14 protein-coding genes and 1 riboswitch are annotated in these 15,864 nt (G+C 64.0%); of the genes, 7 read left to right on the top strand and 7 right to left on the bottom strand.

Translation table 11 applies throughout. The features are described from left to right. Positions 1-80: 80 nt before the first annotated feature. Positions 81-527: a cytochrome c gene (locus tag ABE459_RS14430; protein ID WP_125466261.1), complete on the bottom strand. Its 447-nt coding sequence runs from the start codon at positions 525-527 to the stop codon at positions 81-83. Positions 528-646: 119 nt separating this feature from the next. On the opposite strand from ABE459_RS14430, the gene ABE459_RS14425 reads away from it, so the two are divergent. Next, entirely contained in the window at positions 647-1,798 is a 1,152-nt protein-coding gene (locus tag ABE459_RS14425) for an MltA domain-containing protein (RefSeq protein ID WP_323833918.1), read from the top strand. A gap of 107 nt (positions 1,799-1,905) precedes the next feature. Here ABE459_RS14425 and ABE459_RS14420 read toward each other — a convergent pair whose 3' ends face one another. Beyond that, positions 1,906-2,292 carry an MAPEG family protein gene (locus ABE459_RS14420; protein WP_125860750.1) on the bottom strand — a complete coding sequence of 129 codons (387 nt, stop codon included), beginning with the start codon at positions 2,290-2,292 and terminating at the stop codon, positions 1,906-1,908. Between the two features lie 30 nt (positions 2,293-2,322). After that, positions 2,323-3,156, bottom strand: coding sequence for a DMT family transporter (locus ABE459_RS14415; RefSeq protein WP_323833920.1), 834 nt, complete (start codon positions 3,154-3,156; stop codon positions 2,323-2,325). A 442-nt stretch (positions 3,157-3,598) separates the two neighbouring features. Here ABE459_RS14415 and ABE459_RS14410 point away from each other — a divergent pair, with 442 nt between their 5' ends. Continuing rightward, complete coding sequence (locus ABE459_RS14410) at positions 3,599-4,834, top strand: sodium:proton antiporter (protein ID WP_323833922.1); 1,236 nt, start codon at positions 3,599-3,601, stop codon at positions 4,832-4,834. A gap of 96 nt (positions 4,835-4,930) precedes the next feature. Here ABE459_RS14410 and ABE459_RS14405 read toward each other — a convergent pair whose 3' ends face one another. Further along, a complete protein-coding gene (locus ABE459_RS14405) occupies positions 4,931-5,332 on the bottom strand; it encodes a hotdog domain-containing protein (protein ID WP_125465821.1) in 402 nt (133 codons plus the stop codon). Between the two features lie 179 nt (positions 5,333-5,511). Then, positions 5,512-5,607: riboswitch (S-adenosyl-L-homocysteine riboswitch) on the top strand. Positions 5,608-5,628: 21 nt separating this feature from the next. On the opposite strand from ABE459_RS14405, the gene ahcY reads away from it, so the two are divergent. From ahcY to ABE459_RS14380, 5 genes are all read left to right on the top strand, one after another. Next, positions 5,629-7,038: an adenosylhomocysteinase gene (ahcY, locus tag ABE459_RS14400; protein ID WP_323833924.1), complete on the top strand. Its 1,410-nt coding sequence runs from the start codon at positions 5,629-5,631 to the stop codon at positions 7,036-7,038. A 166-nt stretch (positions 7,039-7,204) separates the two neighbouring features. After that, positions 7,205-8,050: a methylenetetrahydrofolate reductase [NAD(P)H] gene (gene metF, locus ABE459_RS14395; RefSeq protein WP_346648048.1), complete on the top strand. Its 846-nt coding sequence runs from the start codon at positions 7,205-7,207 to the stop codon at positions 8,048-8,050. Between the two features lie 78 nt (positions 8,051-8,128). Further along, complete coding sequence (locus tag ABE459_RS14390) at positions 8,129-9,205, top strand: hypothetical protein (protein ID WP_323833926.1); 1,077 nt, start codon at positions 8,129-8,131, stop codon at positions 9,203-9,205. 55 nt (positions 9,206-9,260) lie between these two features. Then, positions 9,261-10,043 carry a transporter substrate-binding domain-containing protein gene (locus ABE459_RS14385; protein ID WP_125466262.1) on the top strand — a complete coding sequence of 261 codons (783 nt, stop codon included), beginning with the start codon at positions 9,261-9,263 and terminating at the stop codon, positions 10,041-10,043. A 222-nt stretch (positions 10,044-10,265) separates the two neighbouring features. Continuing rightward, on the top strand, positions 10,266-12,173 hold the full coding sequence (locus tag ABE459_RS14380; protein ID WP_323833928.1) for a DEAD/DEAH box helicase: 1,908 nt from the start codon (positions 10,266-10,268) through the stop codon (positions 12,171-12,173). A 127-nt stretch (positions 12,174-12,300) separates the two neighbouring features. On the opposite strand, the gene ABE459_RS14375 is transcribed toward ABE459_RS14380, so the two are convergent. The 3 genes from ABE459_RS14375 to ABE459_RS14365 all read right to left on the bottom strand — a co-directional run bounded on the left by ABE459_RS14375 (position 12,301) and on the right by ABE459_RS14365 (position 15,644). Continuing rightward, positions 12,301-12,879, bottom strand: coding sequence for a YceI family protein (locus tag ABE459_RS14375; RefSeq protein ID WP_323830737.1), 579 nt, complete (start codon positions 12,877-12,879; stop codon positions 12,301-12,303). A gap of 34 nt (positions 12,880-12,913) precedes the next feature. Next, positions 12,914-13,465 (bottom strand): cytochrome b, encoded by a 552-nt coding sequence (locus tag ABE459_RS14370; protein ID WP_323830738.1) that lies wholly within the window; start codon positions 13,463-13,465, stop codon positions 12,914-12,916. A 319-nt stretch (positions 13,466-13,784) separates the two neighbouring features. Continuing rightward, entirely contained in the window at positions 13,785-15,644 is a 1,860-nt protein-coding gene (locus ABE459_RS14365) for an FAD-dependent oxidoreductase (RefSeq protein WP_323830739.1), read from the bottom strand. Positions 15,645-15,864 lie beyond the last annotated feature (220 nt).

Here is a 15,864-nt window from a genome sequence, read left to right as displayed (position 1 = left end):
TGGTGGTGGGGGGGGGGCGCGCCCCGTCCCGTTCCGCCTCGCGCCCCCCCCCCCCGCTCCCACAATGCCCCATGCTCATCTCAATGATTACGAAACTCGGTATGACAGGCCTTGCACGCCGCCTCGACCTTGTCCATCGGCCCTTTGAGCTGCGCGGCCTCCAACGGCTGGCGGCGAGTCACGTCCACCAGCTCGCCTGTGACCCCTTCCAGTTGCCGGGCCAGGTCGTGAAAACGGGCTTGACGCTCCCAGACATCCGCCCGAGCACTGCTTTCGCCCCCGTCGCGCACCTGTGGAAAGTGCTGCCAGGGCTGGTGGGCAAGGCCATCGAGCTTCACCGCGCCATCGGCGAACTTCGCCCCGTCGAACGGCAGCCGGCCGCGCAGCATGCCGCCGAGGTCCTCGCTGGTCTTGAGCATCGCCTTGAAGATCGCCTTGCGCTGGCCCAGTGGCGAGTTGGGGTCGACCTGGTCACAGGCAGTCAGGGCCAGGGCAGCCAGCAGTACTACGGACAATCGCTTGAACATCATGGTCTCTTCGGCCGGGAACAACGGGGCGCCAGTATCGCCGCCCATCGGCCAAAGACCAATAGCCACACAGAAAACAAGGGCGAATATTCATGTTCACCCCGCACAGGACCACGCTCATGAAATCTGCATTGCGCCACCTTGCCTGGGCGCTTCCGGCCCTGGCCCTGCTGGCCGGCTGCAACGGCGGCGAAAACGCCAAGCCCGAACCCCACGCCATCGCCACCTACGCCCCGGCCACCTGGAAAGACCTGCCCGCGGTCAGCGACGACGACCTGCTGGCCGGCTTCAACGCCTGGCGCAACGGCTGCGAGAAACTCAAGCGTGATCCGGTGTGGGCCCCTACCTGTGAAGCGGCCGGCACGGCGACGGCCAGCGCCGTGCAGGTGCGCACCTTCCTCGAACAGAACCTGCAGGTGTATGGCCTGCGCTCGGCCGAAAACAACGCCAACGGCCTGATTACCGGCTACTACGAGCCGGTCTACCCGGGCAGCCTGCAACGCACCGATGCGGCCCAGGTGCCGGTGTATGGCGTGCCTGAGGACATGATCGTGGTGGACCTGGCCAGCGTGTACCCCGAGCTCAAGGGCAAGCGCCTGCGCGGGCGCCTCGAAGGCCGCGTGCTCAAGCCCTACGACACCGCCCAGGTCATCAACCGCGACGGCGCCAAGGCGCCGGTTCTGGCCTGGCTGACCGACCCGATGGACCTGCAGTTCCTGCAAATCCAGGGCTCCGGCCGGGTGCAGCTGGACGACGGGCGCCAGTTGCGCTTGGGCTACGCCGACCAGAACGGCCACCCGTACCGGCCGATCGGCCGCTGGCTGGTGGAGCAGGGTCAGCTGAAAAAAGAAGAGGTGACCATGGGCAGCATCCACAGCTGGGCCCAGGCCAACCCGCAACGGGTGCCGGAGCTGCTGGCGAGCAACCCCAGCTACGTGTTCTTCAGTACCCGCCCGGACAGCAACGAAGGCCCGCGCGGCTCGCTCAACGTGCCCCTGACCGCAGGCTACAGCGTGGCCATCGACCGCAAGGTGATCCCGCTGGGCAGCCTGTTGTGGCTGTCCACCACCCGCCCTGACGGCAGCCCGGTGGTACGCCCGGTAGGCGCACAGGACACCGGCGGCGCCATCACCGGCGAAGTGCGCGCGGACCTGTTCTGGGGCACCGGGCCCGAAGCCGGCGAGTTGGCGGGCAACATGAAGCAGCAGGGGCAGATCTGGATGTTGTGGCCCAAGGGTGTAGCGCTGCCCGAGGTGCCGAAGGTGCCCTGATCGGCACTGGATTGTTCGCGGGTGAATCGCAGCGGCGAACCGCCGCTCCCACAGGGATTGTCGATAGTTGTGGGAGCGGGTTCACCCGCGAAGAAAGTCACTCGGTCTCAGACCGACACGACAAAAAACGCCACGATCAAGGCCAACCCGGCGAACCACACGATCGAGCGCAGCGCCGCCCAATCGGCCAGGTAGCAGATGATGTAGAGCAACCGGCTCGTGATGTACATCACGCCCAGCACATCCTGGGTCACCTGCTCGGCGTTGCCGACGATATCCGCCACCAGCACCGCCGCGGCGAACGCCGGGAATGCCTCATAGCCGTTCTGCTGAGCGGCATGGGCCCGTCGCGGCAGGCCGGACAGCGTGTCGAGGAAGGCGCGCGGATCATGGTTGTCACGCAAGCCGAAGCGCCCGCTGCTCACTTTCGCGATCAGCGCGCACAGCGGCGGTAGAACCAGGGCAATCAGGATGCACCACAGGGCTACGGTCATGGACAGGACTCCTTGTTCAAAAATGATCGGTCAGAGCTTCATCACCAGCATGCCCGCCAGCACCAGCCCGCAAGCTAGGAGTCTCGGCCCGCCAAAAGGTTCTTTGAGGTAGCGCATGCCCAGCAGCACCACGAGGATCACGCTGAGCTCGCGCAACGCCGCCGCCTCGGCCACCGACCCCAGGCGCATGGCCCACAGCACCAGGGCATAGCTCAACAGCACGCACACCCCCACCGCTAGGCCCAGGCGCCACTGGGTGCGCCAGAACAGCATGAAGGGTGCACGCCGGGCAACGCCGGCCAGCAACGGAAAAGGCCAGGCGCTGAGCAGGGTCAGCCACACCAGGTAATCCAACGGCTTGCCCCACAGGCGCACAGCCTGGCCGTCGAACCAGGTGTAGCAGCCAATGCACAGGCCGATCAGCGCCACCACCGGCAGCATCGACCAGGGCAACCGGTCGCCGCCGCCGCCCTGCCACAGCAGGCAGGCCATGCCACAGGGGATCAGCAGGATGCCGATGATCTGCTGCTGGCTGAGCGACTCACCGGCGAACGCCAGGGTCAGCCCCAGCACCACCAGCGGCGACAGCCCGCGCATCAGAGGGTAGACCAGGCCCAGGTCACCGACCCGGTAGGCCTTGATCAGCAGCACGCGATACAGCTGCTCGGCCAGCGCCGAAGCCAGCAACCAAGGCCAGATCTCGCCCGGCGGAAAATCGACGAAGGCCACGGCCAGCAGCGCGAACACCAGTGCCACCAGGTCCATGCTGGCGATCACCAGCAGGCGCTCGCCGCTGAATTTGATGAGGGTGTTCCAGGTGGCGTGCAGCAGGGCTGCGATCAGAACGAGGGAGGTTGCCAGCACGCCTTTGCATCCTTGTCTTGGTTTTGTGTCGATCACTATATAGCGACGCGCCTGCACAGGCCTCATCGCCGGCAAACCGGCTCCACACATCTACTGCACGTTAGCTGTAGGAGCGGCCTTGTGTCGCGAAAGGGCCGCAGCGCGGCCCCAGGATTTCAGCGTGAACGCAGGAATCGCCGGGGCTGCTCTGCAGCCCTTTCGCGACACAAGGCCGCTCCTACAGTGGACGTGCAAGCCCGTTTAATCGGAGCCGGCTTGCCGGCGATGAGGCCTGTGCAAGTCACCCAAGACAGCTGCCCCACAGCTAACACCGCAGGGCCATAACAGGAACCATTTCTACGAATCTGGTCATAAGGTGTGTCCCGAGCGCCGTGCCAGATCATCCAAGAACTGCCCGAGCCATTCGGGTAACGACTTGGAAGCCACTGTCACAGGATTCAGGATGCTTGAATTAGTTGCCGCGTTTATCTGCCTCACCACCCTCCTCACCTATGTGAACTACCGCTTCATCGGCCTGCCACCCGCCATCGGCGTGATGGTCACGGCGCTGCTGTTCTCCCTGATGCTCCAGGGCCTGAGCCTGATCGGCTTCCCCGGCCTTGAAGAACGCGTCGAGGGGCTGATGAACCAGATCGACTTCAACGACCTGCTGATGCACTGGATGCTGGCGTTCCTGCTGTTTGCCGGCGCCCTGCACGTCAACCTTGCCGACCTGCGCAGCTACCGCTGGCCGATCGGCCTGCTGGCCACCGTCGGCGTGCTGATCGCCACCGTGGTGATCGGCTACCTGGCGCACTGGGTGTTCGGCCTGTTCGGCTGGAACGTGCCACTGATCTACTGCCTGCTGTTCGGCGCGCTGATCTCGCCGACCGACCCGATCGCCGTACTCGGCGCATTGCGTACCGCCAACGCGTCGAAACCGCTGAAGACCACCATCGTCGGCGAATCGCTGTTCAACGACGGCACCGCGGTGGTGGTGTTCACCGTACTGTTGGGCATCATCCAGCTGGGCGAGACGCCGAGCGTTGCCGACACGGCCCTGCTGTTCGCCCGTGAAGCGATTGGCGGCGTGGTCTTCGGCGGCCTGATCGGCTATGCCACCTACCGCATGATCAAGAGCGTCGAGCAGTACCAGGTCGAGGTGATGCTGACCCTGGCGCTGGTGATCGGCGGCTCGGCGATGTGCTACGAACTGCACGTCTCGGCGCCGATCGCCATGGTGGTGGCCGGCCTGATCATCGGCAACCTGGGGCGCAACCTGGCGATGAACGACATGACCCGCCGTTACATGGACGGGTTCTGGGAATTGATCGACGACATGCTCAACGCCCTGCTGTTCGCCCTGATCGGCCTGGAGCTGTTGCTGCTGCCGTTCAACTGGCTGCACCTGGCGGCGGGCGGCGTGCTGGCGGTGGCGGTGCTGGCCTCGCGCCTGCTGACCGTGGCGCCGGCGATCCTGCTGCTGCGCCGCTGGCGCACGGTGCCGCAGGGCACCATTCGAGTGCTGACCTGGGGTGGTTTGCGCGGGGGCGTTTCGGTGGCGTTGGCGCTGTCGTTGCCAATGGGTGAAGAGCGCGACCTGCTGCTGTCGATCACCTACATCGTGGTGCTGTCGTCGATCCTGATCCAAGGCCTGACGGTCGGCAAGGTGGTGAAGGGCGTGAGCCAGCAAGCCTGATACATCGTGTTGGCCTCTTAGCGGGTAAACCCGCTCCCACAGGTGTCGTGAGAGCCTGTGGGAGCGGGTTTACCCGCGAAGAGGCCAACGCAGACCTTACTCTACGGCGCTGTCCGGGAACTGGTCCTGGATGTACTTGATCTCGGTGCGCCCGTGCGGTGCCGGCTGGCCATCTTCACCCAGGTTGACGAAGACCATCTTGTCCACGGTCAGGATCGCCTTGCGGCTGATCTTGTTGCGCACTTCGCACTTGAGGGTGATGGAGGTGCGGCCAAACTCGGTGGCGGTGATGCCCAGTTCGATGATGTCGCCCTGGCGCGAGGCGCTGACAAAGTTGATTTCGGAAATGTACTTGGTCACCACGCGCTGGTTACCCAGCTGGACGATGGCGTAGATCGCCGCTTCCTCGTCGATCCAGCGCAGCAGGCTGCCGCCGAACAGCGTGCCGTTGGGATTGAGGTCTTCGGGTTTTACCCATTTGCGGGTGTGAAAGTTCATCGTGACTCCTGACCTGCCAGTTAGACGTGCGGTAATGATGGCAGACCGGCGAGTCACGCTCCATTTACCATCGACTATCGTCGCGATTAATCGACAGAAAGTCTTGGGTGTGTCACACACGCACGGCTATAATCGCTGCCGATCAAAATGGCCCCCCGCAGCGGTGGCCATCCCGCCACCCGACCGAGGGGCGCTGCAGCAGGTTCGTCCTGTCAGGCTCGGTTGGGGCGTTGTCCGCCAAGCGGACGCTCAACGCACAACGGCGCCCATTCGCACACTACGAATGGAGGCTCTTCATGAGCGCTGTAAACACGCCTGCCGGCTTTGCCGATTTCAAAGTCGCCGACATCTCCCTGGCTGCCTGGGGCCGTCGCGAAACCATCATCGCCGAGTCGGAAATGCCTGCTCTGATGGGCCTGCGTCGCAAGTACCTGGCCGAGCAACCGCTCAAGGGTGCGAAAATCCTGGGCTGCATCCACATGACCATCCAGACCGCCGTGCTGATCGAAACCCTGGTTGCCCTGGGTGCCGAAGTGCGCTGGTCGTCCTGCAACATCTTCTCGACTCAAGACCAGGCCGCCGCTTCGATCGCTGCCGCCGGTATCCCGGTATTCGCCTGGAAAGGTGAAACCGAGGAAGAGTACGAGTGGTGCCTGGAGCAGACCATCCTGAAAGATGGCCAGCCATGGGACGCCAACATGATCCTCGACGACGGCGGCGACCTGACCGAACTGCTGCACAAGAAATACCCAGCCGTTCTGGACCGCGTCCACGGCGTGACCGAAGAAACCACCACCGGCGTTCACCGCCTGCTGGACATGCTGGCCAAGGGCGAGCTGAAAGTCCCGGCGATCAACGTCAACGACTCGGTCACCAAGAGCAAGAACGACAACAAGTACGGCTGCCGTCACAGCCTGAACGACGCCATCAAGCGTGGTACCGACCACCTGCTGTCGGGCAAGCAAGCCCTGGTGATCGGTTACGGTGACGTGGGCAAGGGCTCGGCCCAGTCCCTGCGTCAGGAAGGCATGATCGTCAAGGTCTCCGAAGTCGACCCGATCTGCGCCATGCAGGCCTGCATGGACGGTTTCGAGCTGGTCTCGCCGTTCATCGACGGTATCAACAACGGTACCGAAGCCAGCATCGACAAGGCCCTGCTGGGCAAGATCGACCTGATCGTCACCACCACCGGTAACGTCAACGTCTGCGATGCCAACATGCTCAAGGCCCTGAAGAAGCGCGCCGTGGTGTGCAACATCGGCCACTTCGACAACGAAATCGACACCGCCTTCATGCGCAAGAACTGGGCGTGGGAAGAGGTCAAGCCGCAGGTGCACAAGATCCACCGCACCGGCGCTGGCGACTTCGACCCGCAGAACGACGACTACCTGATCCTGCTGGCCGAAGGCCGCCTGGTGAACCTGGGTAACGCCACCGGTCACCCAAGCCGCATCATGGACGGTTCGTTCGCCAACCAGGTACTGGCCCAGATCTTCCTGTTCGAGCAGAAGTACGCCGACCTGTCGGCCGAGAAGAAAGCCGAGCGCCTGACCGTCGAAGTACTACCGAAGAAACTCGACGAAGAAGTGGCCCTGGAAATGGTCCGCGGCTTCGGCGGCGTGGTCACTAAACTGACCAAGCAGCAAGCCGACTACATCGGTGTGACCGTCGAAGGTCCGTTCAAGCCGCACGCCTACCGCTACTAAGCGGCAAGCTTGAAGCTGCAAGCGACAAGCAAAGGCAGACCGTGCCGTTGCCGCTTGCAGCTTTCGCATCAAAGATCTTGAACGACGCCCAAGCCAGATCGGCCATCACCGGTCTGGCTTTTACTTGCAGCCTGCCGCTTGAAGCTTGCTGCTTGAGGAACGAGTGATGTCACAAGAACGCCGCTACAGTTTCGAGTTCTTCCCCACCAAGACCGATGCTGGCCACGAAAAGCTGATGGGCGTCGCCCGCCAGTTGGCCAGCTACAACCCGGACTTCTTCTCCTGCACCTACGGTGCCGGGGGCTCCACCCGCGACCGCACGCTCAACACCGTGCTGCAGCTGGAAAGCGAAGTGAAGGTGCCCGCCGCCCCGCACCTGTCGTGCGTGGGTGACAGCAAGGACGACCTGCGTTCGTTGCTGGCCGAATACCAGGCCGCAGGCATCAAGCGCATCGTTGCCCTGCGTGGCGACTTGCCTTCGGGCATGGGCATGGCCAGCGGCGAGCTGCGTTACGCCAGCGACCTGGTCGAGTTCATCCGCCAGGAAACCGGCGATCATTTCCACCTGGAAGTGGCCGCGTACCCGGAGATGCACCCACAGGCGCGCAACTTCGAGAACGATCTGGCCAATTTCGTGCACAAGGTCAAGGCCGGTGCCGACAGCGCCATCACCCAGTACTTCTTCAACGCCGACAGCTACTTCTACTTTGTCGAGCGCGTACAGAAGCTGGGCGTGGACATCCCGGTGGTGCCCGGCATCATGCCGATCACCAACTACAGCAAGCTGGCGCGCTTCTCCGAAGCCTGCGGCGCCGAGATCCCGCGCTGGATCCGCAAGCAGCTGGAAGCCTATGCCGACGACACCGCCAGCATCCAGGCCTTCGGTGAAGAAGTGATCACCCGCATGTGCGAACAACTGCTGCAAGGCGGCGCACCGGGCCTGCACTTCTACACCCTGAACCAGGCCGAACCGAGCCTGGCGATATGGAACAACCTGAAGCTGCCGCGCTGAAAATCGTCGCCATGAAGAAGGCTTTGGCTTAGGCTAAAGCCTTCTTCACTTTTGCCTCGCGATAGGTTAACGGCCCGTATGCAGCACCCAGTCTCCGCCAATCCTCAGCTCGTCTACCTGGCATTCGGCCCGGCCACCTATCACCAGGAAGCCTGTTTCAGCATCGTCAGCGCCCTCGCGCACCTGCGCAGCACGCCCGGCGAAGCCATCGACATCCAGGTCTACACCGACAACCTCGAACCCTATCGCCAACTGCCGGTAACCGCCCACCTGCTGGACGAAGCCACCCGCAAGGCCTGGAACCAGCCCCACGGCTATCACTTTCGCAGCAAGCACGTACTGATCCGCCAGATCCTCGAACAGCACCCGCTGGCGGTACTCATCGACACCGATACCTTCTTCCGCGCCTCGCCCATGCAGCTGTTCCGCCGCGTCGTGCCCGGCACGCTGTTGTGCAACGCCATCGGCGGGCGTTTTGGCGACAACCCGCACTGCGTGCTGCACCAGGCCCTGGCAGGCATCCTCGCGGAGCGCGGCCTGGCCGATGAGCAGATGCCACTGCTCAACTCCGGCGTGATCGGCCTGAACGCCTGCGACGCGGCGCTGCTCGACCAGTCCATCGCCATGATGGACGAGTTCCACCCGCTCGCCCCGAAAGCCTACACCCTCGAGGAATTCTGCCTGGCGGTGGCGGCCTATCGCACGCTCAAGGTCAGCGAGTGTACCGACGTCATCCATCACTACTGGAGCCGCAAGGCCCAGTTCCGCGCCAAGATCCAGGCCTGGCTGCGCAAGCACGGTGAAGCCATGCTGAGCGAAGCGGCTCTGGCCGACGTGCCACTGGTCAACGACCAACTGCCACGGCCACCCTCCCTACACCGCTTGGGCTACAAGGCGTTGACCTACATACTCCCCGGCCAGCATCGGCAGTTCGCCCGCGAACTGCTGTACGGCTGCTATCCGTATGCCAACGAATTCGACCGCGCCTGCGCCTCGGCCTGGTGGGACAAGGCCCTGGAAAACCTCAGCCAGCGTCATGGCCGGCCCGACCCGGAGCAACTGCTGCGCTGCCTGCGCCATCCAGGCCTGCGCCTGTCACTGGGCAGCCGACGCAGCGAAGTCGAATCCCACCTGCTGAATCAGCACCAAGGCTGATCGGCATGCCGGGCACGCCATCGCGGACTAGCCAGCCTTGACCCTGCCCCGCGCCCTGCTCAGCCTGTTACGCCCCTTGAGCCTGTTGCTGCTTGCCTGCCTGAGCCCACTGGCCCACAGCGAACGCCTGCGCATCGTCAGCGACGACTGGGCGCCCTACCTCTATCAGGAGAACGGCCAGCCCAGGGGCATCGACTATGAAGTGACCAACGAAGTGTTCAAGCGCCTGGGGGTCGATGTGCAATGGGAGTTCATGCCCTGGAAGCGCTGCCTGGCGATGATCCAGCAAGGCCTGGCCGACGGCGTGATGGACATCTTCCGGGTCGACTCGCGCCAGGCCTACATGGTTTACCCGGACGAACCGATGTCCGACGTCGAGTTCGTCCTGTACCAGGCCCGTACCCGCCGCCATGCCGTGCAGGCACTCGAAGACCTCGCAGGCCTGACCGTGGGCACCTCACCGGGTTACGCCTATAGCGATGCTTTCAACGAGTCCACGCTGTTTCGCCGCGAATCGGCGCCCAGCCACGAAGCCAACTTCGGCAAGCTGGCGCTGGGGCGCATCGACCTGCTGATCACCGACCGCAAGGTCGGGCGCTACCTGAGCCGCAGGCTCGGGCTTGACCAGCAGGTCGAAGCGCTGCCACTGGTGATCGCCCGCCAGACCCAATACCTGGGCCTGGCCCGCAAGCCGGGCCGCGAACAACTGGCCCAGGCGTTTTCCGATGAGCTGCGACGCTTCAAGCAGGAGCCCGGCTACGCCGCCATCAATGCGCGCTATATCGGCGAAGACGCTATTCCTTTCGCCGTTGAGCAGCAGGAACGCAGCACACGCTGATTGCTCTGTTATACTCGGGCCTTCCCGCCCGGCTCACGCCCGGACGCTCGGCCTCACTGCAGGCATCTCGAGCAGCGGCGCAGCACACACAGTGCCCACCCGCCACCTCCAGGATGCACAGTAAAGGCCCAGCTGGACCGGACGCGATCGCATCCCTCAGATGCCCGTCGCGCCAGGCAGAACACCCCATAGGGCCTAGCCCCCACGAGAACAGGATTGCCCATGTCCTTTGCTTCCCTCGGTCTCTCCGAGGCACTTGTCCGCGCTATCGAAGCTGCGGGCTATACCCAGCCCACTCCAGTGCAACAGCGGGCCATTCCCGCCGTGTTGCAAGGCCGCGACCTGATGGTTGCCGCCCAGACAGGTACAGGTAAAACCGGCGGCTTCGCGCTCCCTATTCTCGAGCGCCTGTTCCCGGGTGGCCACCCCGACAAATCGCAGCGCCACGGCCCACGCCAGCCGCGCGTGCTGGTGCTGACCCCGACCCGTGAGCTGGCCGCGCAAGTGCATGACAGCTTCAAGGTCTATGCCCGTGACCTGAACTTCATCAGCGCCTGCATCTTCGGCGGCGTCGGCATGAATCCGCAGGTCCAGGCGATGGCCAAGGGCGTCGACGTGCTGGTGGCCTGCCCTGGCCGCCTGCTCGACCTGGCCGGCCAGGGCAGCGTCGACCTGTCCCACGTCGAGATCCTGGTGCTGGACGAAGCAGACCGCATGCTCGACATGGGCTTCATCCACGATGTGAAGAAAGTGCTGGCGCGCCTGCCGGCCAAGCGCCAGAACCTGCTGTTCTCGGCCACCTTCTCCAAAGACATCACCGACCTGGCCGACAAGCTGCTGCACAACCCCGAGCGCATCGAAGTCACGCCGCCGAACACCACCGTCGAGCGTATCGAGCAGCGCGTCTACCGCCTGCCCGCCAGCCACAAGCGCGCGCTGCTGGCACACCTGATCACCCTCGGTGCCTGGGAGCAGGTGCTGGTGTTCACCCGCACCAAGCACGGCGCCAACCGCCTGGCCGAGTACCTTGAAAAGCACGGCCTGACCGCCGCCGCGATCCACGGCAACAAGAGCCAGAACGCGCGCACCAAGGCGCTGGCCGACTTCAAGGCCAACACCGTGCGCGTGCTGGTGGCCACCGATATCGCCGCCCGCGGCCTGGACATCGACCAGTTGCCCCACGTAGTCAACTTCGAGCTGCCCAACGTCGAGGAAGACTACGTTCACCGCATTGGCCGTACGGGTCGTGCCGGCCGTTCCGGCGAAGCCATTTCGATGGTCGCCCCGGATGAAGAGAAGCTGCTCAAGAGCATCGAGCGCGTCACCAAGCAGAAGATCCCGGATGGCGACTGGATGGGCTTCGATGCTTCGCAAGTCGAGGCAGAGAAACCAGAGGTGCGCGAGCGCCAGCCAAACGCCGGGCGCGGTGGCCGCAACCAGCAGGCTCGTGGCGATGCCAAGAAAGAAGGCAGCGGCGGGCGCAAGGACAAAGGCAAGGATCAAGGCAAGAGCAAGCCGGCAGCCGAGAAGTCGGCAGACAAGGACAAGGCCGACGACAAGCCGCAGCAGGGCCGCCAGCGTAAACCTCGCGATGGCAAACCTCGCCAGCAGCAAGGCGGCCAAGGCCAGAAAGCTGCGCAACCGATGCCGGCCAACCGTGATCCCGAAGAGTTCCTGGACGACGACATCGACAACTTCGGTAACCGTGCCGACTACGTCAGCCCCTACCAGAACGCCAAGAACCAGGGCCGCAACCGTCGCCCGGGTGGTACTGGCGGTCAGGGCCAAGGTCAGCGTAGCGGTGCCGGCGGTCAGGCTCAGGGGCAAAGTCGCGGCAATGGCCAGCAGCGCCAGGGCCAGGGGCAGAACCAGGGCTCGGGCGAAAAACGCGCCCGTAACGGTGGCGGCAGCAATGGCGGCGCCCGTCGCGACAACAACGGTGGCCGTAACCGCCGTGACGATTCGGCCCGCCAAGAACCGGCCGTGCGCAATCCGCGCGATTCGCAGCCGGCACCGGTGATCATCCGCAAGGAATCCAAGCTTGATCGTTACCCAACGCCCGAGCAGCTGGACGACCTGCCAAGCCGCCCACGCGGCGAGCGCCCGGCGCTGCTGACCCGCAAGGGTTAACAAGCGATCGCGGGGCAAGCCCGCTCCTACAAAGCCAGGCTGGCTGTTGTGGGAGCGGGCTTGCCCCGCGATGAGGCCAAAAATGAAAACGCCGCCCAATGGGCGGCGTTTTCGTTACCGAGGCAAATTACTTCTGCTTCACGCCTTCGACACTGATGTCCAGGTCGAGGGTCTGGGAAGTCGGTCCCGGGCCCTTGATGCCGAAGTCATTCAGGTTGAGGGTGGTGGTGGCGTTGAAGCCCGCACGCTCGCCGCCCCACGGGTCCTTGCCCTCACCGTTGAAGGTGGCCTTGAAGGTCACCGGCTTGGTCACGCCGTGCATGGTCAGGTCGCCGGTCACGTCGGCGGTCTTTTCACCGGTGGACTTGACGCTGGTGGAAACGAACTTGGCTTCTGGGTACTTCTTCACATCCAGGAAGTCTTTGCTGGCGATGTGCTTGTCACGCTCGGCGTGGTTGGACCACAGGCTGGCGGTTTTCAGATCGACGTTGATCTTGCTGGCCTCGGGCTTGGCGCTGTCCCAGGTGAAGTTACCGTCGAAGTCCTTGAAGGTGCCGTGGATGAAGCTGTAGCCCAGGTGGCTGATTTTCCAGTCGACGAACGCGTGCTGGCCTTCCTTGTCGATCTTGTATTCAGCGGCCATGGCCTGGCCGGCGGAGAACAGAGCGGTACCGAGCGCCAGAGCGGCAAAAGTCTTTTTCAACATCCTTACTTCCTTCCTTTGCAATTGAGGTTGAGAGTCAAGCTTTGCGGCCCAGCATACGAGTCAGGGTCGCGTCACGGTCGATGAAATGGTGCTTGAGTGCCGCCAGTGCGTGGAGCACGGCAAAGATCACCAGGCCCCAGGCCAGCCACAAATGGATGACCCCTGCAGTATCGGCCTGGTCAGGCAGGTCGCTGATCAATGCCGGCACCTCGAACAGTTCGAACACCGGGATGCCGACGCCGTCGGCAGTGGAGATCAGGTAACCGGCGATCATCACCGCGAACAGCCCCAGGTACAGCGCCAGGTGCCCAAGTTTGGCGGCGAGGCGTGTCACCTTGCCGTGGTTGGCCGGTGCCGGCGGCGGTGGGCTGACGAAACGCCAGATCACACGCAGCAGCATCACTGCCAGCAGCACCAGGCCAATGCTCTTGTGCAGGTCCGGCCCGGACTTGCGCCACGGGTCGTAGTAATCCAGACCGACCATCCACAGCCCCAGGCCGAACAACCCGAAGACCGCCAGCGCCACACCCCAGTGCAGGATGATGCTGACCAGGCCATAGCGAGAAGATGAGTTGCGCAGTTGCATGTTGGCGTATTTCCCCGTGAAAGCTGTGCACAAGACTAGCGGGTAACGTATCGAATAAAAGCGGAAAAACTTGCTTCGGATGATCGAGAAATCCGATAACAATTTTGTAAGCTTGCCATTAAGGAAACGTTAACGATAGCCGTTCCTACAGGTACTGCACTGTATGTCCTGCGCGAACTTCCTGTAGGAGCGGCCTTGTGCCGCGAAAGGGCCGCAAAGCGGCCCCAGCATTACCACATGGATTGCAGGGGGCTGCTGCGCAGCCCTTTCGCGGCACAAGGCCGCTCCTACAGTGCACGTGCAAACCCGTTAAGTGGGGCTAGTCAGCCTTGGCCTGGCTGTTCACCACGGCCTTTTTCGCGGGCTCGCTCTTGGCCGTGGCTTTCTTCACTGGCGCAGGCTTGGCAGCAGGTTTGTGCGCCTGCTTGGCTGCCGGCTTCTGCGCAGCAGGCTTGGCCGGCGCAGCTTTGGCAGGGACGGCCTTGACCGGCTCTTCCTTGGCCACCACGGCAGGGGCTGCCGGAGCCTGCGCTGGGGCCGGGGCCGGCGCCACCTCTTCCACCTTGGCGACCGGCGCGGCCTTGACCTCTGGCTTGTCGCCACCGCCGAACAGACGCGAGAAGAACCCTGGCTTGTCTTGCTTGGCCTCTTCAACCTTCACCGGCTCTGGCTTGGCAGGCGCCTTCTCGGCCTTGTCGGACGAGCCGCCGAACAGGTTGGAGAAGAACCCGCCCTTGTCCTTGGCCGCCGCTGCCGCCACGGTACCTGCCGCTGCGGTGGCCGCGACCGCTTTGACCGGGTCGAACGACTTGCCCGCCGCCAGGTCCTGCACTTGGCCGGCGGCGCGCTGGCCACTGCGCAGGGCGCCTTCAAGGGTGCCCGGGTACAGCGCGTCGGTGTGCTCGCCGGCAAAAGTGATGCGTTGCACCGGGCGCTCCCACAGGCGCCAGTACTTGCTGATCTGGCCGGGGCCGAAGGCCAGGTAGGCGCCACCCATGCCAGCGTCGGTGCTGTAGCGGCGCACCTCGTAGCCGGTGAAGGCACCACGGGCCTGCGGATAGAACGCATGCAGGCGGATCAGCACCTGATCGACCATCTGCTTGTCGCCGAACGCCTGCAGCAGGCGGGCATTGTCACCGGACAGGTTGATCACCACGTTGGCGCCACCCTTGAGCGCCGGCTCGATCCACAGCATGCCCAGGCCGGTGTTGCTGAAGATTTCACCCGACATGCGCGCGCGGCTTTCCCAGACCGGGCTCTTGAACTTGAGCATCAGCTGGTCGCGCCAGCCGTAATTGGTGCCCTTGAGCGCGGCCAGGTGCTGGTTGTCCAGGCCTGGGGTCATCTGGATCTTGGCCAGCGCACGCAGCGGCACGGCCATGACCAGGTAATCGGCCTGGTAGCCGACCGAGCCGACCTTGACCGTCACGCCGTCCTTGTCCTGCACGATGGCAGTGACCGGCGAGCTGGTCTTGATGGTCTTGAGCTGCTTGACGAAGGCCTGGGCCAGCACCGGGCTGCCACCGGGCAGGCGCGCGGCGCGCAGGTCGCGGTCGCTGACATTGCGGTACACACGGCTCTGCTGGGCGAAATACAGCAAGGACAGGCGCGACGGTTCGTCGTAGCGGGTGCGGATCTGCTGGTTCACCAGCTGACGCGCGGTCGCTGGCAGTTGCAGCTTGTCGAGCCAGGTAGAGACGTTGATCTGGTCGAGGGCGAACAGGGTGCTGTTGGCCGCCGGGTTCAGTGGGTCTTCGATCGAGCGTGCCAGGTCGTCCAGGGTCTTCTCATAGCGCTTGAGCGCCTCGGCCGTGGCCGGCTGCTTGGTGGCCAGGTCGGTGGCGCTGAAATACTCGCCGTCGATCAGGTAGCCAGGGGTACGGACAAACTCCGGCGCGGGCAAGGTACCGACCTTGAAGCGCTCCAGGTACTGGTTGAGCACCGGCTGGGTCTTGTTGTTGCCGATCCACTCGCTGGTGGCCAGGCCCGAACGCCCGCCCATGCCCGCCTTGGCCTCCAGCAGGGTGACCTGCCAGCCCTTGCTCTGCAGCTCATAGGCGGCCGTCAGGCCCGCCAGGCCGCCACCGACGACGATTGCCGTCTTGTCCTTGGCCAGCGCGCCAGCGCTGGACACACCAATCAATACCAACGCGCACAGGCGCACCCAAGCAGCAGCCATGTCGGCGAACTCCGGTTCAGAAATCACTGAGAAAAAAGGGGAGGAATACCCCAGGGAAAGTAGCGCTAAGAATACGTCAGGTCCGCACACCCTGCCAGTTGGTCGCAGCAAGTGCTTTTAGCGGCTGGAATTTTTGTCTGAAGCCGCCCCGTAGCAATGCATCCGGCGGTTGTCCCGCCTGCCCGCTTTGCTTAGGCTTACGCGGTCAAGCCACGCCGCC

The sequence above is a fragment of the Pseudomonas sp. TWI923 genome (assembly GCF_039673365.1).
GTDB lineage: Bacteria > Pseudomonadota > Gammaproteobacteria > Pseudomonadales > Pseudomonadaceae > Aquipseudomonas > Aquipseudomonas sichuanensis.
Note: the sequence above shows the minus strand (reverse complement) of the source record. Positions and strands in the feature narration are given on the sequence as shown.

Bases quoted from the DNA above. Each gene is read 5' to 3' on its own strand.
- ahcY (WP_323833924.1), top strand. From the start codon at position 5,629: ATGAGCGCTGTAAACACGCCTGCCGGCTTTGCCGATTTCAAAGTCGCC.
- ABE459_RS14380 (WP_323833928.1), top strand. From the start codon at position 10,266: ATGTCCTTTGCTTCCCTCGGTCTCTCCGAGGCACTTGTCCGCGCTATC.
- ABE459_RS14390 (WP_323833926.1), top strand. From the start codon at position 8,129: ATGCAGCACCCAGTCTCCGCCAATCCTCAGCTCGTCTACCTGGCATTC.
- ABE459_RS14405 (WP_125465821.1), bottom strand. From the start codon at position 5,332: ATGAACTTTCACACCCGCAAATGGGTAAAACCCGAAGACCTCAATCCC.
- ABE459_RS14370 (WP_323830738.1), bottom strand. From the start codon at position 13,465: ATGCAACTGCGCAACTCATCTTCTCGCTATGGCCTGGTCAGCATCATC.
- metF (WP_346648048.1), top strand. From the start codon at position 7,205: ATGTCACAAGAACGCCGCTACAGTTTCGAGTTCTTCCCCACCAAGACC.
- ABE459_RS14420 (WP_125860750.1), bottom strand. From the start codon at position 2,292: ATGACCGTAGCCCTGTGGTGCATCCTGATTGCCCTGGTTCTACCGCCG.
- ABE459_RS14365 (WP_323830739.1), bottom strand. From the start codon at position 15,644: ATGGCTGCTGCTTGGGTGCGCCTGTGCGCGTTGGTATTGATTGGTGTG.
- ABE459_RS14425 (WP_323833918.1), top strand. From the start codon at position 647: ATGAAATCTGCATTGCGCCACCTTGCCTGGGCGCTTCCGGCCCTGGCC.
- ABE459_RS14375 (WP_323830737.1), bottom strand. From the start codon at position 12,879: ATGTTGAAAAAGACTTTTGCCGCTCTGGCGCTCGGTACCGCTCTGTTC.
- ABE459_RS14410 (WP_323833922.1), top strand. From the start codon at position 3,599: ATGCTTGAATTAGTTGCCGCGTTTATCTGCCTCACCACCCTCCTCACC.
- ABE459_RS14430 (WP_125466261.1), bottom strand. From the start codon at position 527: ATGTTCAAGCGATTGTCCGTAGTACTGCTGGCTGCCCTGGCCCTGACT.